Source organism: Cellvibrio fibrivorans, from assembly GCF_031457055.1.
GTDB classification, from domain to species: Bacteria; Pseudomonadota; Gammaproteobacteria; order Pseudomonadales; family Cellvibrionaceae; genus Cellvibrio; species Cellvibrio fibrivorans.
This window is the reverse complement of the sequence record NZ_JAVDVX010000001.1, coordinates 645,679-668,209: the sequence shown is the minus strand read 5'-3', so window position 1 is coordinate 668,209 and position 22,531 is coordinate 645,679. Positions and strand designations below refer to the sequence as shown.

The window sequence follows — 22,531 nt, the reverse complement described above, 5'->3', positions numbered from 1 at the left end:
ATAATTGTAATGAAGCTGTTTGCCGGTAGTATTGCGTCGGAGCTGGGGGAAATTTCAATGTTAATTAGGGAAATGCGGGACATACTTGAAATTAGCTACCCAATTACTTGCAGAGGAGCCTTGAATATTGTTTTGGTCATCATCTGCGGGATAACCAATTGCCTCAAGAGCTTCATGGTATGTGTCCACACAACCAATACCCGTATTGGGTTTTTCGACAATCTGAAAGAAGGATGTAATGATCCATCCGGCGGGTGCTATGAATTCATAGAGTCTGATTTCGTGGGTATCTGTAGAAGTGACGATGCTGATTTTCAATTTAAAGTCCTTTTAAATGATTTATTCTTGGAAATTCTAGTTGATGTTTCGTCTCAAGTGGGCAGGAAAATGCACAGATTTGTGTGAGACATTAGCAGCACGTGTCAATTTGGCCAAAGCCGCTATCTTTCAGGAACTGTTATTATGTGCTTTGCATTTAAAATAAGTGATCCTCCAGTAGACTCGGCTAATTGAAGTAACACGTTAAAAACCATCTTTCAGTCCAAGGGTACAGTATCCCCCAGGCTGCCGTTCCGTAAGGCGTCGATTTTATTACATATTTCTAGTGTCCCAAAATGACAAAACCGCCAAAAGGCGGTTTTATCTTCCCAGACAAGAGTCAACTAAATGAAACCTGCTAGGGATAAGTTGTGAGATTAGTATATGTAAAAGATCGGGGAACTCTAATTGCTTGTGCCAATTGATCAGTAATATGTAATAAAAGTTGGCTCGTGAGGCTTAATCGAATGCTCCTATTTGGACGCATTAAGGTTTAACGCCGAATTTTGCCAAAGGCTCTGCTTGCCGGCTCATGTGCGATAATTTAAAAATATCTCGCAGCCTTGTTAGTACCGGGCTGCGAGACACCATTCTTCGACTAAACCTTGTTGAAATGGCTCATATCTATTGATTCTGGATCAATTAGCTGGAAAAAGGAGCCACATGCAGCGCTTTTCATTGCATTTTCGGCAGCAGCTTGAGCGCAATCCATGTCTCTCCAGCGGACCACATCGATAAACGTTCCGTCTTCACCTTGACCTAAATCGCGACTTATAAAGCCTTCAAAAGTCGCTAACGCTTCCCCCGCGGCTTTAGATGCTGATTCTAAATCACCTTGAGTAACGCCCGCTGCTAAGCGAAACTTTACTACTTCAATTGCTTCTTTCATCATTTAACTCCTGGTTATTTCTTGCAAAATTTCTTGTTTAGGTCATTCGCTTGCTTGGAGCTGCAGAGCAAATTAAATGTGCGAGCTTTCAGCAATTTGCCGCCCGTCATGTCGGTGGTGTATACAAATTTCTCTGTAAGGAAGAGGCCTGTTGGATTTGCAATAGAATCGCTATTTAACGTGACCACTGCACCTTCGTTGCTAACGAAAAGTAGGCGCCCTGTAGTATCAAAACCACCGAAGTCACTGACCAAAAATCCTTCCTTATTCACCCGAACTACGTCTAATGGGCGGCCTAAGCCAGTTGCGACGATACGCTGAGATTTGGTTTTCAAATTGAACTCGATAAGATCGCCTGAGTCGAATTTTGAAATGTAAACAAGATCGTTTTTATCGACATAAAAACTTCCAGGGCCATCGAGGGTAAGCAGGATTTTAGGGGAGACCGGCCATTTTGACTTTTTACTGATGCTCATGAGGCGGCCATTAGGCAAACCAAAATTATAATCGACCACCAGATAAGCATCTTTAGTTTCTTTAACCGTAATGGGGTCACCTAATCCCTCAGCAATTACCTGAGAATCGCTAAAATTTTTATCAAACGCGAGCAACCGTCCGGTTCCATTCTCAACTACCACGTAGCCATTTTCTGCCTTTATGAAGCCAGCTGGAGAACCGTTAGCTAAAGCGGTTTTTTCATAAAACGCGCCGCTTTCCTCATCAATACTTCCAATGGTAGGAATGGTGCTAACTAATACCTTTTGAGATTTAACAAGAATTCCATAAGGCATCATTAAATTGCTGGAAACAGTGTCCCAGTGAGCTTGAGACGTGTCTTTTGCAACGCTGACATTGCTCAATAAAAATGAAATAAAAAACGTTGAAAAAAGGGATTTACGCATGACACTAACCTCCTGGTTGAATAAATTTTAATTTTCGCCTACGACCGCTACCTGTGCGATAGCAACATCTTTTTCATACGTTTTCGACATGAGATCGCCCAGCTTTTTACCGGGTGCATATGCCTCGTCATTCATCAAGCGCTCGAAGCTCTCCTGATTTGGAAAATGAATTACTTCCAGAATGTCGAAAGGTGAATCTGTGGAGTCTGCTAAACCCGCTGACACAATAACGGTTCCGTTGTGCTTACGAATTATGGGGGCTTCCAGCGATTTAAAATCCAACTGGTCAGATAGTCCTCGCCCTTGCTTCAATTTGGCGGCGACTGCAATTACCACTCCCGAGCTCAGCTTGTCCAAATCACTTTGGGACGCCGTCGCATTGAGATTAAGCGCAGTTAATGATGCCGTAGCAGGCGCTGGACGTATCATAACTTGCGGTATCTGGAGTTCTGACATCGGGGCTATGGGTTTGAGGCTTATTTCGCTAGCGAGATCCAGATATTTAATATGTATATCCAGCGCTTCTTGATCTGCCGCTAGGGGAGATAGCGTAGTCAGGAGAAGGCTTGCAGAGAGCAGCGAAGAGGATAAAAGCTTTTTCATTGGCAACTAATCCTTAGATTACTGGTGGTCTGTGTGAAACGCGGCGTAAGTTAATGCATTAACATTTAACATGTCAACAATTAATGCGCCTGTAATAATCTGTGCTAAGATTGCAAGGCACGCAAATCGGCAGGTACTAGGGGGTTACGTGAGTGTAGAGCAAATAGATTCCGGCATTTTGAAAGAGCTAGTTTGTTTCAATTTCTATTGCGGCTGGCGAGGTATATCGGAGTTTTATAAAAATTATCTTCCAGATGGTGTCTCAGCCCAGCAGACTTATATCTTGGAGCTATGCGATCTGGATAATGGCGTATTGGTTGGCCAGCTTGCCAAGGCGCTGGAAATCGATGATTCTGCAATATCAAGCATGCTTCGCAGAATGGAATCTGCCGCTTTGATAAAGCGGCTCGTTTCCCCGGCAAATCGACGGCAGACCCTGGTGTTTTTGACCTTGCAAGGTTTTGAGCTGCGAGAAAATATCCGATCCGTCATGGAGAAGGCCGATGAAAAGCTTCGGGAGGTGATTCCTCAATCGAAAATCAACGAGCTGATTAGTACAGTGGAACTTCTGCGCAAGTTAAATTCCAGCCAAGCATAGCCTCCAGCCTATCCCCCCTTTTTTTCTTATTCTTAGCCTCACATGAGTCCGAATTCGTTCGTCATCCAAATTTAACAGCTAAACAGTTGACATATCAACTGTTGATGCGACATTATCGCGCCCCGTTAAGTAAGCAACATGTAACAACGCACAAAAGGACATTTTGATGCAGCTCTCCGTGCCCCAAACGCCACATGCTTTTAAGTCGTCACCTCTTTCGGCCGCTCTCTACGGGTTCGTGGCCACATCAGTACTAATGACTCTGCACCAGGCAGGTGTTTACCAGTTGTTGGTAGATGATGAATCGTTATCCGCTAATGAAATTGCAGCAACTCTTGGGTTAAACCATTTATCAGTACGCCGAGTTCTTGATGCGGCAGCCGCTTGGGGGCTTGTCGAGTGTGATGAGTTCTCGAAATACAGAATTCCCAACCAATTTAAAGATCAGCTCGACTACCGCCATGAGTCTTACTTGGGTTCGATCTTTGATCATTTTATTGGGAATACCATTCCCTTAGCAGAATATCTTCCTGAAGCTTTAAAGTCCGGTGACGCGCAGTGGCAGAGATTTCTCGGTGCAAACAAGCGTCTCGCAACACATCCTTTTGAAAACTTGTTTAGTGAGAGCGAAAAAGCGCAAGCATTTCACGATGCAATGTGGAATCTCAGTTATACCGTTTCTGAAGAGCTTGTTGAAAATGGAATTCTTGATGAAACCAGAAAACTTGTTGATGTTGGTGGGGGCTCTGGTGCATTTGTTGTTGCAGCGCTTAAAAAGAAGCCGGATTTGATCGGAATCGTATATGACCTTCAAGAGGTCGAAGAATTCTGCGTAAGAAATCTAATAAAAAATCGTGTTACAGAGCGCGCTTCTTTTCAAGCGGGCAACTTTTGGACTGATGAAATTCCTTCTGGCGATACTTATACGCTTGGTTACGTAATGTCCAATTGGAACGATGAAAAGTGCGTGGAGTTGCTTGGGAGAATATGGAAAAAATTACCCTTCGGCGGCAGGGTCATAATTCTAGATAGAATCCTTGATGAAAATAGGTCAGGCCCCTTTCCTGGTGTTATGCAGGACATTGCGATGATGTTGGAAACCGGGGGAATGCATCGCACTGAAAAACACTTTCATGAGTTGTTGCAAAAATCTGGATACAAAAATATTCGAATAACCCGTTCGTCAGCAGAAAAACATGCAATCGTTGGAATAAAAATAGAGTAAAACTTAATTGGAGAAAATCTTATGTTAATCCCAGAAGGAATGATTGATTACCTGATAATTGGTGCTGGCCCTGCGGGTTTACAGCTAGGCTACTACCTTGAGAAGCATGGAAAGAACTATGTGATTCTCGAGTCAGGAGACGTTGCTGGATCATTTTTTAAAACGCACCCTCGACATGGCAAATTGATTTCGATTAACAAAGTGTATACCGGATATAGTGACAAGGAAATAAATTTACGTTGGGACTGGAATTCTCTTCTGACAGAAGATGACGATGAATGTTCATTTACTTCCTTTAGTAAGCGATATTTTCCTGCTGCGGAGAATATGGTGGATTATCTAGGCGCATACGCGGAAAAGTTTTCTCTTAACATAAAATATAATAGTGCAGTAACTTCTGTTGAAAGATCAGAAAGTGAATTTCTAATAAAGACTGCTTCTGAAAATATCTATCGCGCAAGAAGGGTTATTGTCGCCACTGGTGTCAGCAAGCCGTGGATTCCTAATATTGATGGAATTGAATCTGCAACCAACTATTGCGACATGGATACTAATCCCGACATATATAAGAACAAAAAAGTCCTTATTCTTGGGAAAGGAAATTCGGCATTCGAAACAGGTGATTCCCTTGTCGAAACTGCCGCTGTCATCCACTTATGCAGCCCAAACTCTCTGAAAATGGCGTGGTCAACTCATTATGTTGGTCACCTGAGAGCTGTAAATAACAATTTACTAGATACTTATCAGTTAAAGTCGCAGAACGCGATTCTTGATGCTGATGTTGAAAGCATTAAGAAAAATGGCGAACAATTTTCGGTCACATTTAAATATCGTCATGCAGAGGACGAAGTCGAAACACTGACCTATGATCATGTAATCGTTTGTACTGGTTTTCGCTTTGATAGCTCGATATTTAATGAAAGTTGTAAGCCCACCCTTTGTGCCAGAAACAAGTTTCCAGCCCAGAATCCGAATTGGGAGTCTGTGAATGTGCCTGGCTTGTACTTCGCAGGTACTATTACACAATATCTTGATTATAAAAAATTCATGTCTGGTTTCATTCATGGATTCAGGTACAACGTCCGAACACTTTTCAATTTGCTTATGTGCAAATACGAAGAGAAAGAACTTCCGCAAGTTAAGCTACCCGTTATCGCAGAGGTGTTAGCAGCTGACATCATTGATAGGGTGAATCAAGCATCCTCCTTGTGGCAGCAGCCAGGATTTCTGTGTGATGCATATGTTAGATCTGGGGAAGGTATTGTTTGCTATAAAGATCTGCCTGTGGACTACATTAAAACAGAACCGCTGTTTGCAAAACGTGAAATGTATGTATTGACGCTGGAGTTTGGGCAGCAGAAATTCGATAACCCATTTGCTGTAGCGAGAATTGCGAGGGACAACGCAAAGCAGGCAGAGGACTCGAATTTCTTGCATCCTGTAATAAGGCACATGAACGCAAACGCTTTGTTGAGCGAGCATCATATTATCGAAGATTTATCCGCTGAGTGGAAAGAGCCAGAGCATATAGTTCCACTGGTGGCTTATTTACATAAGGCAGTTAACAACAATATCAGCAACGTCAAAACCGAAGCATTGGAGGCAGTTTAAATGAACCCTAAAATTATCGATTTTCACGTGCATGCTGGAAAGTTTTCGTTATTAAGAGATGATATTCAGGGGTTGCTAACGAAGTTTCCATTCGAAGAAGAGGTAGATGTTAGAGACATCTTCTCTAATCCTGAGACATTAAAAAATTATCTAATGCTCAATGGCGTTGAACGGGCAGTTATTCTTGCTGAGTGCGGTCCGGGAACTAACTTTTCTATCGATAGTAGCCTTATTCTGGAATTCTGCAGAAATGATGATTTCTTCATCCCATTTGGCAGTATCAACCCTAATCATCACGATGATCCAATTGGAGAGTGGAAAAAGGATAAAAAGAGAGGTATTCGAGGTTATAAGTTTTATCCCGCAGATCACGACTTCAATCCGTTCACAGATACCATGATGTCGCTTTATGGACTGTGTGAAGAAGCCAGTCAGCCTATCATATTCCATACGGGATTTACGGGTCAGAAAGACACTGAACAAAAGCATATTAGGCCCGAAGAGTTTCGCCAACTGGCTGAGAGATTTGAGGGATTGAGAATTATTTTTGCCCACGGAGGTAAGCCTCTTTGGTACCAAGAGGCTGTTGAGATAGCTACAACTTATCCAAACGTTTACTTGGACACGGCATTAGTCCCCGCTGGTGAAGTTGTAAATTGGCTGGAATCTAATAGCGCAGTGAAGAATAAAATCTTGTTCGGTTCTGACCTGCCGGTTTGTGGGGCGTATTCTGCTGTTAAGAAAAAGCTAATTGAATCAGGTATATCTGCCGATGATTTAAATAAAATATTTCGAGGGAATGCAGAGCGCTTACTTGCCGGTATTCAACTCAATCAAGTCGAACCCGAATTCGCATAAGGAAATCGAGATGTATACGTCATATTTTCCGCTGACTTACTATTTTTATCCCCTATTAGAGCTGGAATTAAAGGCACATCCAGATCAAGCAAGATTTGCGAGTTCATTTGAAAAAAGTGTTGATAAATCAACCGAGACTTTATTGTATGTCCATATACCGTATTGTCAGGATATGTGCCGGTTCTGTCCGTTTCATGTTCGTGTGGATAAGGACTTATCCGTTTATGAACGTTATACAAATGCCCTGTGTTTGGATATCGTGAATACATCAAGGAAGCCGCGTGCAGAAAGTTCTTTAATCAAAGCCATTTACTTTGGTGGTGGCTCTCCATCAGTGCTTTCGCCACAGCAAATAGCAAAAATCCTAAGCACGATTAAAACAAATTTCAATATCTCTGATGATGTTGAAATATCATTTGAAGGGGAGCCTAAAACGCTAGGTGATCCTTATCGATTGGAAGTATTGAAAGAACATGGTGTTGGAAGGATAAGTTTTGGGCTTCAAACCTACGATGAGAATCTTCGTACAATCTTCAATATAGCCGCTACATTACAAGATATCGAAACCCTGAGAAGAAATAGTCAGGAGTTTAGGTTCGATGAAGTTAATGTGGACATGATGTATAACTTGCCAGGGCAAGATATTAACCATGTTCGTAACGATATACGTAGATTCTTACAAGATGACTTTGATAGTGTCGATTATTATAACCTTCACTACTTTGCATTTCCTCCGAAATTTGTTCGTGAAATGGACGAGGGAAAAGTTCCTCCAAAGCCCTCAGATGACATAATGATTGCTCTGTTTGAGGAAATAAAGAGCGGACTTACTTCGAATGGTTACAATAATGTAGCTGATCAGGTTTACTCGAAGAAAGAAAAAGTGTGTGAGTACTTCCGCTTGCTCTGGGGTGGTGGATCTGGCGATCACTCGGCCGAAACCTTGGCCGTAGGTTCTTCCGCCCGAGGATATATTGATGGCTTCTCATACATGAAGTATGGAAATGTTAATAAGTATATGGAGTCAGTCGAAGCAGGCGATGATGCGATTGAAAAAATATCCAGTCGTTTGTCAAAGCCAGAAAATCGTGGTGCGGTTTTGTTTCCCAAGTTCCTTCAGATTGATAAGCAACATGAATTAGCACTTAACACCATATCGCCAAAGCTATTGGCCGATTGGTTGAGTTCCGGGCTCATTTTTGAGGAGTCAAATACGTTTAAAGTTTCCGAAAAAGGAAAAGTCTGGACTAACAATATGACAGTTGATTTATTTGAAGCTGCTCAGCGTGATGTCGGTGATCGGGCTGTTATAGCACTATCAAATAAAGCAGGCACAAGGACTGGTAATTTCTGATGAGCCCCTTAAAACGAGTTGGGATAATTCACGCCTATCCTAGTCAATACATGATTGATTCAATAACGCGAACGGGAATTCGCGTTGTCCTCGTTGTACCCGAGGATTTTGATAGTGTGATTGACGGCGTTGAGCATGTTATTAGGGCGCAGTTTACGGATTATGCATCTCTATATGAAAGTATATGCAATTTATCCAACTCCTTGAAAATCGATGCGTTCATACCGCTGAATGAAGGCACCGTTATTCAGACCGCTCGAATAAATGCTGATCTTGGCTTGAAAGGATACTCGGTAGGCACCGCTGTTAGTAGTAGAAATAAATTTTCGTCATTTTTACTATGGAATACATTAAGAATATCCTGCCCAGAGTCATACCTAGTATACGATGCAGATTCGGCATGGAGTTTAGCAAAAAGTAAATTTGGCGGCAGAGGCGTTCTAAAGTTAGTTGATTCAATGAACAGCCAGGGTGTGATCTCTTTTGCTACTGAAAACGATTGTATTGCTGCTTTTACAAAGCTGAACGAAATGGTGAGTCGAAGCGTAGACGTTAGTAGATTAGAGGATAGGAATCGATTCGCCTATGGGCTATCAAATGCAACTATCATGTTGCAGGAATATTGTGCTGGCAAAGAAGTTAGTGTTGAACTATTCCTGTCGCCCCAGCATGGCGATTTGGCACTCGCCGTTTTAGAAAAAATCCCATCAAGCGGGCCTTACTTCGCTGAAACCGCATCTTATAGCCCGGCAAGCTTAACCTCTCTGGAAACTGAGCGAGTAGTTAATCTTGCTATACAGGGCGTAAGAGCAATGGGATTTACTCAAGGGGTAGCTCATGTCGAAATCAGATACGACGGTGATACTCCAAAAATATTGGAGGCAGGACTGAGGCCGGGTGGAGGTTATACAGCGCAATTAGTTGAGCGGCTAACAGGAAACAATCTTTACGCATTGCTCGCTCAGCTATCTTGCAACGTTGATTTCGATTTTATTCCTGTGAAAGATGCAGCTCAATCTATTTTGTTTGGCGGGGTTGTATATCAAAAGTCTGGCAATCTAATTAGCGTCAAACGCGACGTCGATATTGACTCTATACCTGGACTTGAAAAGCTTATAGTTCTTAATAGCGTAGGAGACCCGGTGAGAGCGATGCCCGAGTCTGCGCAGCCTCATTATTGTTATTACTTGATAAGTGGGACAGATAGAGATCAGATATTAGAAAGCCACTACACAATAACAAAATCAATTCATATCGAGATAGAGTAATTAATTCATGTCTGGCGAATCCATACAATCGGAGAGAACGGATTCTTATTTTTCTGAATCTATAGCAAAGATATCTGAGTTTTTAAGCGGGATCTATGACGATCCCAGTAAGATTTCCTTGGTCGCCAGTAATTGCAAATCAAGTGAGATTTCGGCAGCGCCTCTCAATGGAGAGAGTACTGATAATCTATTGGAAGAACTATTTGCTAGGTTCGAACACAATTTTTGTAATGTTTTTAACCCCGCCTATTTTGGTTATATATCTCCAAGACCCCATCCTTTAGGGGTGATTGGTGACTTCCTGGCGCTAGGGGTAAATCAAACACCGGGGGCGTGGCGAGCTGGCCCGGCAGCTACCAAAATAGAGTTAGAGGTTCTCGCGTGGTTCAGGCATTTATTCAATATTCCCCAGCCAGACAGTGAATTTCCTGGTGGTATTTTTACGGGTGGAGGAACCATCGCGAATTTAATCGCATTGAAGCTTGCGAGGGATGCTGCAAATCCAGATTCTAAAATCAACGGCATTTTACCATCATGCCGTGTGTACTGCTCTAATGACTCTCATTTCTCTATAGACAAGTCGATTGATTTCTTAGGTATTGGTCGCAGGAATTTGGTAAAGATCTCTGTTGATTCACAAGGGCTGGTTAATTTAGAGGAATTGAGGTTAGCAATTGAGTCTGACATAGAAAAGGGTTATCACCCCATCGCAATTATTGGCACGGTAGGAACTACCGCTACTGCTGCAATTGAGCCGATCAGAGAGTTATCGGCAATAGCCAAAGAATTCAAATGTTGGTTTCATGTAGATGCAGCGGCCGGATTGCCTTATGCAGCATGCGCAGAAATTCGTGAATCGATGAAGGGCATTGAGCTAGCTGATTCGATTACGTTTGATCCATGTAAATGGATGTTTATGTCATTCGGAGTGGGCTGTCTTTTAGTAAGGGATGGTCGAAGGCTATTTGACTCATGCTCCGCTGGTGGAGGATATTGGGAAGATAAGGAAGAACTGGATCTGTTCCAGCAAAACCTATATGGAACGCGTCAATTCAGATCTCTGGGAATCTGGATGTTACTCCGAGGGCTTGGCTTCAATGGCTACAGAAAGCTTCTTTTGAATGTTCTGGATTGTACAGCCTTGTTCCAATCTCTGGTAAAAGCAGATAGCAGATTCATTTTGCTGGAAAAAAATAGCAAGTTGCCTGTTATTTGTTTCAAAACCGCAAATATGGGTATCGAAAAGGAGCTTGTTGAATACTGCCAGAACCATAATATTTGTTATCCAACCCTGCTTAATTGGAATGATGAATATTACTTAAGGTTTGCATTTAGCAATTATGAAATTAGTCCGGAAAAAGTAAAAAGTATTTATCAGGAAATCTGCCTCGCCTATGATCGGTTGAGTCAAGCAAGATAGATATTTTCCTCCAAAGCCAACTAAAGTTGCAACATTCACCACGGAGGTGTCTACGAAAGTCGACTCCATTAAATGATTTAATATCGGCGTATTATTTCTTTGTAAAGTCCATTGCCACTTTGTGGGAATGCAAAAAAATTTGATCGTAAGCTCACTCATTTATTAACAACATATACAGGAAAGGAAATCTTCTATGAAGGCCTTATCAAACACCGCTTTTATATCAGTCTTATCATTAGTGGCTATAGCCCCTTCTGCATTCGCAGCATCTGATAATTTGGTTTTACAGTGGAACTCCGCAGTGCTGCAAGCAATCAGAGATAATTCTCCCGGCCCCACCATAGCATCAAGAGCGTTACACGTCACTTCGACGTGTGCTTACGATGCTTGGGCTGCATATGATGAAAAAGCTTTGGCTGCGCACACTGGAAAAAGTTTAAGACAAAAAGCTCAGCACCGGACTCAAGCCAATATAAACAAGGCCGTTAGTTTTGCTTATTATCAAGCAGCGGTTGATTTGTTTCCTCAGAGCAAACCAAAATTTGATGCGCTTATGAATGCGTTAGGATATAGCCCTACAGAATCAAGCAACATTCAGGATAGTCCTGTAAAAGTTGCGCGTGTTGCATGTGATGCGGTTCTTAAGTACCGTCATCAAGATGGCTCAAATCAGAAGGGTGATCTGGCTCCTGGTGCTTACAGCGACTACACAGGGTATAGACCCGTTAATACTCCATATGAAATCGTTGATGGTGGGCGCTGGCAGCCCCTTGCTGTTCGCAACGCAAATGGAGTTATTGTAGAGCAAAAATTCCTGACTCCTCACTGGGGCAAGGTGAAGCCATTTGAGATTAAGTCGGTTCGTAAATACAAGATTGACGCACCACCAGCAGTAGGCAGTAAGGAGTATAAGGAGCAGGTGGATCAGGTGATTAGTTACAGTGCTAACTTAACTGACCAACAAAAAGTGATCGCTGAATATTGGGCGGATGGCCCGCATTCAGAATTACCGCCAGGCCATTGGAATCTATTTGCCCAGTATGTATCTCGTCGTGACGGCCATCAGCTTGATGATGACGTGAAAATGTTTTTTGCTCTCAATAATGCATTGCTTAATGCCGGCATTTGGGCTTGGCACACAAAACGTGAGTTCGATTATGTAAGGCCAGTTACAGCTGTTCATTATCTTTACGGCGATCAGGTTATCCAAGCCTGGGGAGGACCGGGGATGGGAAGTGTATTGATGTCAGGAGCAGATTGGACTCCTTATCAACCATCTACTGTTGTCACTCCTCCGTTTGCCGAGTGCGTTTCAGGTCATAGTACATTCAGCTCAGCTGCCGCTGCCGTTCTGCGGGGTTATACTGGCAGCGATGTGTTCGGTTATTCAGCTGTAATCCCAGCCGGAGCCTCAACGGTTGAGCCTGGCATCGTTCCTCAATACCCTGTGACGTTGAGTTGGCCAACGTTTACTGATGCTGCTGATGAGGCAGGGTTATCGCGTCTTTATGGCGGCATACATTTCCGTAACGGTGATTTACCAGCTCGTAATATCGGAAGTAAACTGGGCGCTGATACGCTGGAATACTCTATGGCTCTGTTTGCCGGCCATAAAACAAACGACAAGTAAGTTGATAAAAATCTACATCTATTAAAGCGGGATCGTTCGCTTTAATAGATGTATTCGATCAAAGCGATAAAGCACCTGCAATAGTACGCACATGAGTTATTGAAATGTGCGTTTTACCCGCATATTAAAGTGAATTACGAATGAAAGTTGAAGAAATTATTAACGAAATAAAATCACGATATAAAGACATAGTGGTAAGGGAAACATGGGGGGAAACGTCATTTTTCTACAACCCTGGAAACAGATTACCTAACGGTGTTTATTTCACGACAATAAAAGAAAAAGATGGAGAAAACGATTCATCGTCTAACTTGAACAGACCAAGCGTTTTCCGCGTTAGCATAGGCGTTGGCAAGGATAAGTATGTTGAACTGTTCGGTGAAAAGCCGGCTCGTCCTGCAAAAGGAAAAGTTGTAGAGTTAGATTATGACTTTGCCGAACTGAATAGGCTTTTTCCTCATCCGGTCTATGCGTGGATGGGGTGGGTCTGCATCCTGTCTCCTAGTAAGGAAAGTTTCCAAAATATTCTCCCGCTTATTGATATCGCATATGGCCTCGCAACGAAAAAAGCGAAGTAATATTTCATCTTTAATATAATGATCTAGCAAGCGAGCGATGAGTTGTGTGCTAGCTAGCTGTATTTATTTATTTTTATTTCTCCGGATCCTCATTTAATCGAGAGTTTTCAAGTAAGCAACGCAATCCAAATGTGGAAACTTTGCCAGAAGTTTTCTTATCAACAGGGGTTTCATCCTCCTCACCACTAACGTACCAGACGGATACTTCTGGATTGGCTATTGCTACGATAAGTGATACTGCGAAAAATATTTTTGGTCCAAATGGAAAAATTATCGGACGGAATTCATTTTTTATTCCTTCCATCAATGAGCGCAATGACATAAAAATCAAGGCGGGTTTATCTACTTGGTAATTGATAATGTTTCTTGGCTCTGTTGCACCGATAACAATATCATTATGTTGAAGTACTTGATCCTTATATTCAGCTTCCGGTGAGTTTGGTATATATATAATTCTTTCATTGGATTCAATGTATTCGAATGCTCCAAGTGCCTTATCTTTCTCATACCCCAAGCCCACAATAACGGCAATAGGTATGCTTGGAAGACTAGCCCACCCGGCGAATTCGGAATGGACTGGTGCTACTCTTGTATTCGGTTGTACATCAAAAGATGGAGGTGTGCTGTATTCAGCAAGCGTGTAAATAATGGACAATTCAATATGATGCCTTGCACTTAATTCCCGCAGCAAAAAACTTAATATTGAAGCCAGGTTTCGTCTATGGATAGAAGATACATCTATACATAGAGATAATGTTTCTTTATGTTCTTTAAGTTTAATAACTGAATCCAAAATGGATAAGCATTCTTCAACAGAATTGCAAATTTGAAAATTTGACTTCAGGTAATCTTCTTGAGCAGATGATTCCAAATTTTTTATGGAACTTAAATAGGCTATTTTTTTGCAATCGGGGGAAGACCTTTCCAGAAGTTTTCTAGACTCCAATGACCTTGACTCTTTGCTCAAGCATACAATAGCAAAATCATACTTTTCTGACTCGTCCAAGATATCATCTGAATTTATATTAGTTACTTTTGATACCGAATATTTATTCATATTAGCGACCCCTGCTGAGGAGCCTTTTTAGCTTCCCTTGTTCTAAGAATGGTTGAAAGTGCTATTTCCTTGGTTCCACGCAAAGGTAGCTTTAGTTCTGGTGCCAATAAATAGGCTAATCTAAAACGCAATTCCGTAAGAGAGTGAAATTGTTTGGTATCACGGTTGTCGGATAAACATACTATAGCTCCATGGTTAAAAGCAATTTTCAATATGTTCTCTATTTCTAGGGAAATGCCTTTATCAACAACGAAACTTAATGGCATTTCTTCTGCAAAATCGTGTTTGATTATTCTTTCATGAAAATAGTCACCAATATCCTTCAGCAACGTAAAAACAGGATTTTTAGTAATTAAGCCAACCTGTTTATGTTCTTTCGCTAATAGCTTCAGCATTGCGCAATACGAGTCGGTAGTAGTATTGATTTTTTCAAACTGAACGGATTTGGGAACGGTTTTTAAGTTTCTGTGACGGGTCTCGGAAAGCATTGTATTTAACATGCCGATAAACCAACGTGGATTTCCTTCACTGATAGTGGCAAATGCTTCCCATCCAGTGTAGAAGTCTGAGAAATTTTTGGGCGCTTTCGGTACGCCCGTATCACCGATAAACGCTTCTCGAAAAGCAACAAGTGGTGCAATTTTCCTAATGATGCTTAAGTCTGAATTTAAATTGCTAGCATCAATACTTTTTTTAGTTAAAAAATCCTTAAAGGATTTGTCCTTTTTTTCTAGCGATATGAAATAGGCTTCCCATTTTCCATTCCAATCGTTAGATTTTGGTGTGTCGTCTTCTTCATTGGATGTCACATCTGCATAAATCGACTTGCCAAATAAATTTTGAGCCTGCTCCAAAATGTTCGATGAAGAATCGTCACTTGATATTTTACTAGCTAATAATTTCGAACAAAACTTTAAGGTTGCATTCTTATCTTTGTACCAAAGCGTTACAGGTTTATAATCATTGATAGGGTCTGAATTGAAGCTATCTAAGTTAATTTGCGTGTGATGGCCGCATGGGGCGAGTGCTATTTTATAGATTATTTTTGAATTGGTTGATCGCAGTTTTGCCATTATCACTTTCTGAAGATCAAATGGGACAATTTCAAACTCGTCGAATAATAAAGCCCATCTGCTGTCTCTTTCGCCAATCGCTTCATCAAAATACCCTAAAGCTGCTTCTACGCATTCTTCAACAGGAAGGTTGGCATATGGAATTTTTTCGAAGAGGTCTTGCACGTTATGTCCGGGCATATAGACAAGTTCCCGTGCTTTATCCTTAATTTCGACCATGCGCAATTTCAATGCTTCACGGAGGCCACTAAACGATAAGCTAACCCCTGTCAGCCGCCATAGCCTTGTAATTTTTTTTAAGACTTCTTCTTGGGCGGATTTTGTTAAAGTAACAACCTTATAATCAGCATGCGGAGCATCTTCTGTGAGTGTGAGCCGCGCTTCCAGTGCACTTATACATGCTTGAAAGACACTTGTAATAAATGCAGCTTCAGAAAGTAATTTGTAACAGTCAGGGTTCAACTTTCCATTATCTTCTAGTGAATCTACCATCGCACCCCAGGCAACATCTGAGGGAACATAAATGCCAGTATATTGGATTGCGTTTCTATAATTTTCCGCGTCTGGATGGGACCATAGTCTAAGTGCTTTTGGTTCCAACATCCTTAATAACGTAGTTTTTCCACTTCCGCGAGGGCCAATAAGTAATGAGTTCCAAACGCCAGCAAGATCATCAAAATGTTCTGAAGTTACAAACGAATCAACGATATTCTTTAACTGCATCGTTTTTGCGTTAAATGATTCTAAAAAGGCTATTGGTTTCATATCATTATCCTTGCAACTTCCACCGGCCCATTTTCATTGCAAACTATGTTCAAGTTATATTTCTTGTTTAAAACTTTATTGGTCTTATTAAAAGTTTCGGGAGGTATGAATTTGAGGTCTGATATTTGATCCCTGACAAATCGCCAATCGACTGGAAATTCTTGACTAATTTCAGAGATAACTTTTGCAATTTCTTCCGGGTGTTTTTTTGTCCCAAACCCACAACCATCCCAAATCCCGTTTTTAACGCTAAGTGCTTTTTCCCATCCCTTTCTTTCAAACCAATTCCAAGCATTGACCGTGCACGATATTCCACCCTCTTCCCGTAGAAATATATCTAGAATATAAAATTGATTATCAGCAGTTACACTACAAGAAGCTAAACTCGCTGAGGAGAAGATGAAGCATTCATTTTGATGCGTAATTTTGGGGAAGTGTTTGTGACCATGGCAAACTACCCAGTCGCCACATTTATTGAGATGATTCAACAATATGCCGCCATTGTGAATCACATCATAAGTTCCTGAATTATTATCCTCCAATGGAATAGGGCTATGGTGACACATGGCAATGTTAATTTTTTTTGGGGCGTCGCTAAATTTTTCGAGCTCTGTTTCCAGCCAAGATATGGTTGACGCTGCTATGCGTCCTCTCTCATGTTCCTTTGCTTCTGTAGTGTGTCGAGCACAAGAATTCAGTACAACCAATCGAAATCTTTCATCATCGTCATAAATGACAAAATCGGCTCCGAAATAATGCACTCTGTGCGTATGAGCATTTTTGTGATTATCTTTGTTGTACAGATGCAGAGGGTAACACGGATCAAGTTGCTTCAAATTTTCAAATAGATCCGTTGCATGCTCCATTTCTCTCGGGCTTTTAGCCCCTTCTTTTGGGCGGGAGCACACATCGTGGTTACCTGTTGCAGCGGCCAATATTTCGCAGCCCATCTGTTCACCGAGGGACACATGGGATTGCCAGGCAACTTTTAGGGCATCTGAATTGGCATAGGTAGTGATATCCCCCAGGGACAGCAGAACATCAGCTGAAAGTTGTTCTTTAGTGATTAAATCCTCTAATTGTTTCCAAAGGTTTTGTGGATCTCCCATCTCATTTATATTGAGCCACGATGGTGGAGTCTGTGCCTTTTCCTGTTGGTAAAAATGGGGATCTGAAATTATTGCAATTCGAATCTTAGAGTTAAAATCCATATGAACCCGATTATATTAATAATTAGTTAATAATATTTCCTTTGCAGCATGTCGCTTTGCAATATCGCACGACACTGTCCGCTGAACGTCAAAGGAACGAACATTCCAACCTTTGAATAAACTGATGAGCTCATCTGAATGCCGATAGGAAAGCATTATTTTTGCGCCTCGCTTCGATGCTTGATTGGCAGCGCGTGCCAGTCTAGAGATATCCTCTGCTCCAAATGAACCTAACCCGTACTCACCACGATTTCGCTTGGTAAGATCCACATAAGGGGGATCAATATAAATGAAATCTCCTTTAACTGCCTTATCTATGGAAACACCAAAATCGGCCTCGACCAGGCTCGCTTTCTTTAATCGATTTGCAAACGCTTTAAAAATATCCCAACTAGGAATTCCCAAGTGGCCGTCGCCTCTTGCAACATTAAAATCCCCATTAAGGTTAGTGCGGTATACACCATTAAAACAAAATCTATTGAGATAAACGAATCTAGCGGCTCTCTCGATTGAGTTTAGTGTGATCCAATTAACCTGCCTTAAAGAATAGTAAAACTCAATATTTGAGGGCATCTTTGAAAGCATTTCCCATACCGCTTCTGGATGGTTTTTCACTTGCTTATAAGCTTGCATCAAATGTGGATTTAAATCCGAGAGCACTGCCTTTTTAGCTTTCATCTGTAAAAAAAGAGCGCCAGAACCTACGAATGGCTCATGGTAAACGCCTGAGCACTCTCCAAGTGCCTGATCTAGAAGAATGGGCAATAATTTCTTTTTGCTTCCCGCCCATCTCAAAATCGGGGTGAGGCCAGGATCGCCTCCGATTAATACCGGCTTGACCTTTTTGCGAGTCTTCACCAGCAAATCGATGATCGGAGAATACTCAGCAAACCCTTTTCTTAGTGCGACACCCATGGTGCATCTCCTAATGCCTTCACCAAATTGGTAACCAGCCCCGCCTTAATTGGACTATTACCAACAAATAGTCTGATAGTTTTCTTCAATTCATCGTCCTCTAATGGGTCGTATTTGTTCCTATCATAAGCATCAACAGATGCATGAATACATAAATCAAGAAAGCTATTGGTGTACGGTTCGTATTCATGACTAAGCAGCCTAGATAGGTGTGGTTGGCTAATGTTTAGCTTTTTAGCCACGAATTCCTGCGAATTTCCGCTCTTTTCCATCCAAAGATTGAGGTCGCGGCATATATCCAATTTGGGGCGATACATGATTACACCTGATTCAGTTTATGTATTCATACATTATCTAATGACGTCGTAAGGATGTCCAGTTAGAGGTGTTAAAGAAGAGGGTAGAGATTGAAAGCGGTTTGAGTTGGCAGGGGACATGCCAGGGTTTAGTAATGCTGATGTCGATGTGATGCACTGTATGTAGTGCTTCGAGTGGCTTATTAGCCCCTATATATTGAAAAAGCCTAATATTTAATCTTGAGGTGTTTTAGATGCAGCTGTATAGTCAACCAGTGGTTATATGTTAGTTGCTTGGTGGAGAAGTCGGGATAATGTCCATTTAAAAGGAGTGCCCATGCGTGTTTAACATTTCTGCCGCGTTTTTTCAGTCAACAAAGAGGTTTGTCTCATGAGTATTAAGCATGGTCCCAAGCCAATTGCAAAATCCACTGGCAAAGAAGATAAAAGACAACGTGTAACACCAGAAAATAAGCCTAAACACAAGGAATTAAAAACGCATAAACATGAGAAATAGCTTGTCAGAGTGCTCCTTTGCAGCGGTGTATGAATCATCTGCGCGGTAGTGCAAATAAAAAAGGCACCAATTCGGTGCCTTTTCCATCTTGTATATCCAAAATTACTTAAATATTTCGGTGCTAAGGTTCTGTTAAAAATCATCCGCTGAGTGCGTCTCCAATCCAGGAAAATGCCCCGGAAAGGCTACTTAGTAATGCATCACCAAATAGATAGTTTATATACATCAGAACTGCCCATGCGCAAAAAAGTACTACGATTCGTGTGTAAAATCGGTTCTTGTGTGTGTTGAATATAGCTTCAGCGCGATCTGGATCTTCTAACCCGTGTTTGCTCGCATAAATCTTTTTAAAAATAAAATAACTGATAAGAAATGCTACGCAAAATACTGAGCTGGCCGTTAGTAGTTTGGGTATGTTATTAACCGCTCCAGAAATATCGATGGCTGAATTATTTATGACGAATTGCCGTCCTAGGATGAAGTAGAACAGTCCCATGCACAAGCCGACGAGGACTTTAGATTTTGCCGACACCAGTTCGGTGATTCCGTGCATTTTGTCCATTTTGAAGTTGAGTGCGTCAGATGAGGATTTCAGGTCGTCGAATCTCTCTAGCTCCCGATCCGCAATATCCGCCGAAAAAATTTCACTGTTTCGGAGTGATCGGATGAGTGCTTTGCCGTACGCGATGATGCCGCAAGTGTCGTTTAAAAAGAATTGGTCTTTGTAGCGATGGGAGCGATTACTTTTGATGCGATTTAGTGAGGTAAGCTCTCGCTTCAATTGGCACACAAGTCGTAAGCCCGCTTCTGACTTTGCGTTTTCGTCTGCACCGAGGGCAACGATCGTGGTAAGTGCGTCCTGTTTGGTTTGATGGTGCTTATGAATATGCAGTGCATATTTTAAAAAGTAATACGCCTGTCTGGCGATGATATACCTGATATCTGTGCGGATATTATCTTTAACCGATTTAATCCAGACTATCCCATTTGCCTCAATGCGGAATTCAAACGAGGCAAAGAAGTAAGAGGTGTCCAGTTTATCTATCACGGTTTGACCGGAGACGATTTTTTCAAGCTCCGACGCATAGGTGTTCATTTCGCTCGTCAGTTCGTCGAAACGGTTATTTTCATGTTGCCCAAGTCGAAGATTAATTCTATCGCGCTCAGTAGCAATATTTCTCAGTTCATGACTGAGGCGATGAATGTTCATCTCCATGCGTTCGGCATAGGAAGAGGGTTCTGCGCCGATAGGGTAAATAGCGATGTGCCCGCTCAGGGCGCGCTTATCCATTGAGAGCGAAGGTGTTACCTCGGCGGAAACCAGCACCCTGAAAAGCCCATCATCGGGATTAAATGTTTCAGAATCTCTCCAGTCCACTTTAGATTGGAGAAAGATTTTTCGCTCGTGAGAGTCGCGCTCTTTTTTTGTCGATTGGTTGACTGAGATGTATTCTCGATCCTGGGATTTTCCGACACTAAAGGGGCCGGATATGCCTACTTTCATCAGCCCGAAATCCAAATGTCCATTCAGGCAGGGTACCCACCCCATGTATTCCCAATTATCCATAGATTTTCCAAAAAAAAATCCTGCCTGAGCAGGATTTCCAAAAACAGTATTATTGTTGAATTAGTCGAGGCGGTTATACCAGGCAGGCGTATTCTTCTGGTCTTTGAGGACGCCAGCTTTATCCGGAGATAGCACCATGCCGTGACAAATACCAGAACCGTAAGGGACGATCCCGGCTTCTTTAAATTGTTGTTCGGTGGCATGCATTCTGTTTTTGCGCCACAGGGTGTAAAACTCGGCGGCTAACAGAGAAAAAAATACAATCGATATTGCTATAGCAAATACGCTCATCTGCCATCACTCCTGTTTTTAAGGCTTTTTATTATAATTGTAAGATTAATATATAAACGTCCTTATGCAAAAACCATTCCGTCTGGCATGGATCGCCCTTAGCAAAAGGCGCGGCATTCTCACGTCATTAGTGCACGGTGTCAACAAGTAGTTCCGCTGGATGCCATTGGAAAATCACCGTTCTGCAAGTATGGACAAAGGTAGTGTTACTTTGCAAGTTACACGCTATTACTCTTTGGAATATCATTAAAGTTACTTTAATAATCAACGTATTAGTGATGTATATTGAGGTTACTTCTTCAATAGGTGAGAGCTATTTCCCCTTGCTGTTTAAATTGCCAGTAGTAGAAATAAAAGTGCTTGCTGTTCAAGGGGTTGTAGCAGCGTAGGTTGAATCGCTTTTTGTTGACGCAGAATATCAGCATCACTTTTGGGCGTATTTTTACTGTGGTTTCTAACGCTGTGTAATAAATTGTAATGGCCAGCATATGTACAAAATACTTCGTCGGTCCGGACAAAGTACTCGCACTATTGAGATACTGCTGTTTTTCTTTGCGGTCCGACGGGCTTCTTTACCCCTCCTCTTGGGTTTTGTTAGCGGTGTCTCATCCTTTTATCTATGAAGGCTTTCTATCCATTTGATTGGCTGTCTTCCAATAACGGCCAAAGGATCAATCTGGTTAAGTTAATGTCACGGTTTAATAAGTCTGCAAGAAACAGCCCTATGGCGGCTTCTGCTGACCAGCAACGCATTAATTCACCTGATTGATTCCGCGCTTTAAGATGACCTTTCTCAAATATCCAGATAACTTGCATTTCACTTACCTCTAACTGTTGGTTCCAGCTGAGGTTATGATCACGACGGTGCCGGTGTAAGTCGGACGAAGAAAGATAAATAAGCCACGCTTGATATGGCATCTAAAAAAGCGAGTTTCACGACCTTAATGAAATCAAGACCCCTAGCTGCAGGTAGTTGATGGGGCGGGAGCTTCTTCTCAGGCAGCTTATACGAGCGAACATCACTTCAGGCTCTAAAGCTTAGAAGTCATCATCTATTGTTGTTGCTCGCACTAGCCCGCAAATTAAGATTTAGTTCGATCTTGGTTGTCGATCCTCACGATTGGGTATCGATAATTCCACATTGAATTAGCGAGTACTGGCTGAGCAGTTTGGTCTAAAGTGCGGGTGAAAAAGGCAGTATTCTGTCCTTGGCGGACGCTCTGATAAGGGAAAGAGCGGAGTAGATACTTTTTGCTCTGTCAAAGTCGATATCACAATCGCGAATTTTCTCATTAGGCCTTGCCAGTATCAGGCATTCGCGCATTTCGCTTGGTGAAAAAGAGAATTCTCCAGTAACCCCTGCTTTGCGCTTCAATCGTGCGTCCAAATAATTGCAAGCACCACAAAGCAGTGTGGGGGAAAAGCGCTCCCGCCCAATGTCTGCCCCATGATCGTGGTGTGTATGGAGTCCTGCTTTCCAGCCGATACTTCCATATCGAAGTGCATTTGAGCCGACTCGTTTACCCCACTGCAATATTTGGCGCTTGTTCCGGTTGCACACTGGGCATTGCCAGTCATGGCTAAG

Annotated in this window: 22 protein-coding genes; 10 read left to right on the top strand and 12 right to left on the bottom strand. The window is 42.0% G+C overall.

The window, feature by feature from the left end; genetic code table 11:
- Positions 1-60 precede the first annotated feature (60 nt).
- The 4 genes from J2X05_RS02840 to J2X05_RS02825 all read right to left on the bottom strand — a co-directional run bounded on the left by J2X05_RS02840 (position 61) and on the right by J2X05_RS02825 (position 2,712).
- Positions 61-318 (bottom strand): hypothetical protein, encoded by a 258-nt coding sequence (locus J2X05_RS02840; protein WP_310068386.1) that lies wholly within the window; start codon positions 316-318, stop codon positions 61-63.
- Positions 319-916: 598 nt separating this feature from the next.
- Positions 917-1,210: a hypothetical protein gene (locus J2X05_RS02835; RefSeq protein WP_310068383.1), complete on the bottom strand. Its 294-nt coding sequence runs from the start codon at positions 1,208-1,210 to the stop codon at positions 917-919.
- 11 nt (positions 1,211-1,221) lie between these two features.
- Positions 1,222-2,109 carry a hypothetical protein gene (locus J2X05_RS02830; RefSeq protein WP_310068381.1) on the bottom strand — a complete coding sequence of 296 codons (888 nt, stop codon included), beginning with the start codon at positions 2,107-2,109 and terminating at the stop codon, positions 1,222-1,224.
- A 27-nt stretch (positions 2,110-2,136) separates the two neighbouring features.
- Positions 2,137-2,712, bottom strand: coding sequence for a DUF1330 domain-containing protein (locus J2X05_RS02825; protein ID WP_310068380.1), 576 nt, complete (start codon positions 2,710-2,712; stop codon positions 2,137-2,139).
- Between the two features lie 148 nt (positions 2,713-2,860).
- On the opposite strand from J2X05_RS02825, the gene J2X05_RS02820 reads away from it, so the two are divergent.
- From J2X05_RS02820 to J2X05_RS02780, 9 genes are all read left to right on the top strand, one after another.
- Positions 2,861-3,310, top strand: coding sequence for a MarR family winged helix-turn-helix transcriptional regulator (locus J2X05_RS02820; RefSeq protein ID WP_310068378.1), 450 nt, complete (start codon positions 2,861-2,863; stop codon positions 3,308-3,310).
- 166 nt (positions 3,311-3,476) lie between these two features.
- A complete protein-coding gene (locus tag J2X05_RS02815; protein ID WP_310068376.1) occupies positions 3,477-4,535 on the top strand; it encodes a methyltransferase in 1,059 nt (352 codons plus the stop codon).
- Positions 4,536-4,556: 21 nt separating this feature from the next.
- On the top strand, positions 4,557-6,146 hold the full coding sequence (locus J2X05_RS02810) for an NAD(P)-binding domain-containing protein (RefSeq protein ID WP_310068373.1): 1,590 nt from the start codon (positions 4,557-4,559) through the stop codon (positions 6,144-6,146).
- Entirely contained in the window at positions 6,147-7,004 is an 858-nt protein-coding gene (locus J2X05_RS02805) for an amidohydrolase family protein (protein ID WP_310068370.1), read from the top strand.
- Positions 7,005-7,014: 10 nt separating this feature from the next.
- Positions 7,015-8,358: a coproporphyrinogen-III oxidase family protein gene (locus J2X05_RS02800; RefSeq protein WP_310068368.1), complete on the top strand. Its 1,344-nt coding sequence runs from the start codon at positions 7,015-7,017 to the stop codon at positions 8,356-8,358.
- A gap of 50 nt (positions 8,359-8,408) precedes the next feature.
- Positions 8,409-9,626: an ATP-grasp domain-containing protein gene (locus tag J2X05_RS02795; protein ID WP_310068365.1), complete on the top strand. Its 1,218-nt coding sequence runs from the start codon at positions 8,409-8,411 to the stop codon at positions 9,624-9,626.
- A 7-nt stretch (positions 9,627-9,633) separates the two neighbouring features.
- Entirely contained in the window at positions 9,634-11,046 is a 1,413-nt protein-coding gene (locus tag J2X05_RS02790) for a pyridoxal phosphate-dependent decarboxylase family protein (RefSeq protein ID WP_310068362.1), read from the top strand.
- Positions 11,047-11,239: 193 nt separating this feature from the next.
- The gene (locus J2X05_RS02785; RefSeq protein WP_310068361.1) at positions 11,240-12,676 is read left to right on the top strand and encodes a vanadium-dependent haloperoxidase; all 1,437 of its coding nucleotides are present in this window, start codon (positions 11,240-11,242) and stop codon (positions 12,674-12,676) included.
- Between the two features lie 140 nt (positions 12,677-12,816).
- Positions 12,817-13,254: a DUF6194 family protein gene (locus J2X05_RS02780; protein ID WP_310068360.1), complete on the top strand. Its 438-nt coding sequence runs from the start codon at positions 12,817-12,819 to the stop codon at positions 13,252-13,254.
- Between the two features lie 73 nt (positions 13,255-13,327).
- Here J2X05_RS02780 and J2X05_RS02775 read toward each other — a convergent pair whose 3' ends face one another.
- From J2X05_RS02775 to J2X05_RS02755, 5 genes are read right to left on the bottom strand one after another with little or no spacing between them, the layout of a single operon-like run.
- The gene (locus tag J2X05_RS02775) at positions 13,328-14,311 is read right to left on the bottom strand and encodes a hypothetical protein (protein WP_310068357.1); all 984 of its coding nucleotides are present in this window, start codon (positions 14,309-14,311) and stop codon (positions 13,328-13,330) included.
- Positions 14,308-16,149: an ORC-CDC6 family AAA ATPase gene (locus tag J2X05_RS02770; RefSeq protein WP_310068355.1), complete on the bottom strand. Its 1,842-nt coding sequence runs from the start codon at positions 16,147-16,149 to the stop codon at positions 14,308-14,310. Before J2X05_RS02770 ends, J2X05_RS02775 begins: the two co-directional genes overlap by 4 nt.
- The gene (locus tag J2X05_RS02765; protein ID WP_310068351.1) at positions 16,146-17,360 is read right to left on the bottom strand and encodes a metallophosphoesterase family protein; all 1,215 of its coding nucleotides are present in this window, start codon (positions 17,358-17,360) and stop codon (positions 16,146-16,148) included. Before J2X05_RS02765 ends, J2X05_RS02770 begins: the two co-directional genes overlap by 4 nt.
- 15 nt (positions 17,361-17,375) lie before the next feature.
- Positions 17,376-18,275, bottom strand: coding sequence for a DNA adenine methylase (locus J2X05_RS02760; protein ID WP_310068348.1), 900 nt, complete (start codon positions 18,273-18,275; stop codon positions 17,376-17,378).
- On the bottom strand, positions 18,260-18,592 hold the full coding sequence (locus J2X05_RS02755; RefSeq protein WP_310068345.1) for a helix-turn-helix transcriptional regulator: 333 nt from the start codon (positions 18,590-18,592) through the stop codon (positions 18,260-18,262). Before J2X05_RS02755 ends, J2X05_RS02760 begins: the two co-directional genes overlap by 16 nt.
- A gap of 370 nt (positions 18,593-18,962) precedes the next feature.
- Between J2X05_RS02755 and J2X05_RS02750 the strand changes: the two genes are divergently transcribed.
- Positions 18,963-19,088 carry a hypothetical protein gene (locus J2X05_RS02750; protein ID WP_310068339.1) on the top strand — a complete coding sequence of 42 codons (126 nt, stop codon included), beginning with the start codon at positions 18,963-18,965 and terminating at the stop codon, positions 19,086-19,088.
- A gap of 139 nt (positions 19,089-19,227) precedes the next feature.
- On the opposite strand, the gene J2X05_RS02745 is transcribed toward J2X05_RS02750, so the two are convergent.
- The 3 genes from J2X05_RS02745 to J2X05_RS02735 all read right to left on the bottom strand — a co-directional run bounded on the left by J2X05_RS02745 (position 19,228) and on the right by J2X05_RS02735 (position 21,762).
- Positions 19,228-20,655 (bottom strand): hypothetical protein, encoded by a 1,428-nt coding sequence (locus J2X05_RS02745; protein WP_310068336.1) that lies wholly within the window; start codon positions 20,653-20,655, stop codon positions 19,228-19,230.
- A 60-nt stretch (positions 20,656-20,715) separates the two neighbouring features.
- Positions 20,716-20,946 carry a hypothetical protein gene (locus J2X05_RS02740; RefSeq protein ID WP_310068333.1) on the bottom strand — a complete coding sequence of 77 codons (231 nt, stop codon included), beginning with the start codon at positions 20,944-20,946 and terminating at the stop codon, positions 20,716-20,718.
- Between the two features lie 630 nt (positions 20,947-21,576).
- Entirely contained in the window at positions 21,577-21,762 is a 186-nt protein-coding gene (locus J2X05_RS02735) for a hypothetical protein (RefSeq protein ID WP_310068330.1), read from the bottom strand.
- Positions 21,763-22,531: the final 769 nt, after the last annotated feature.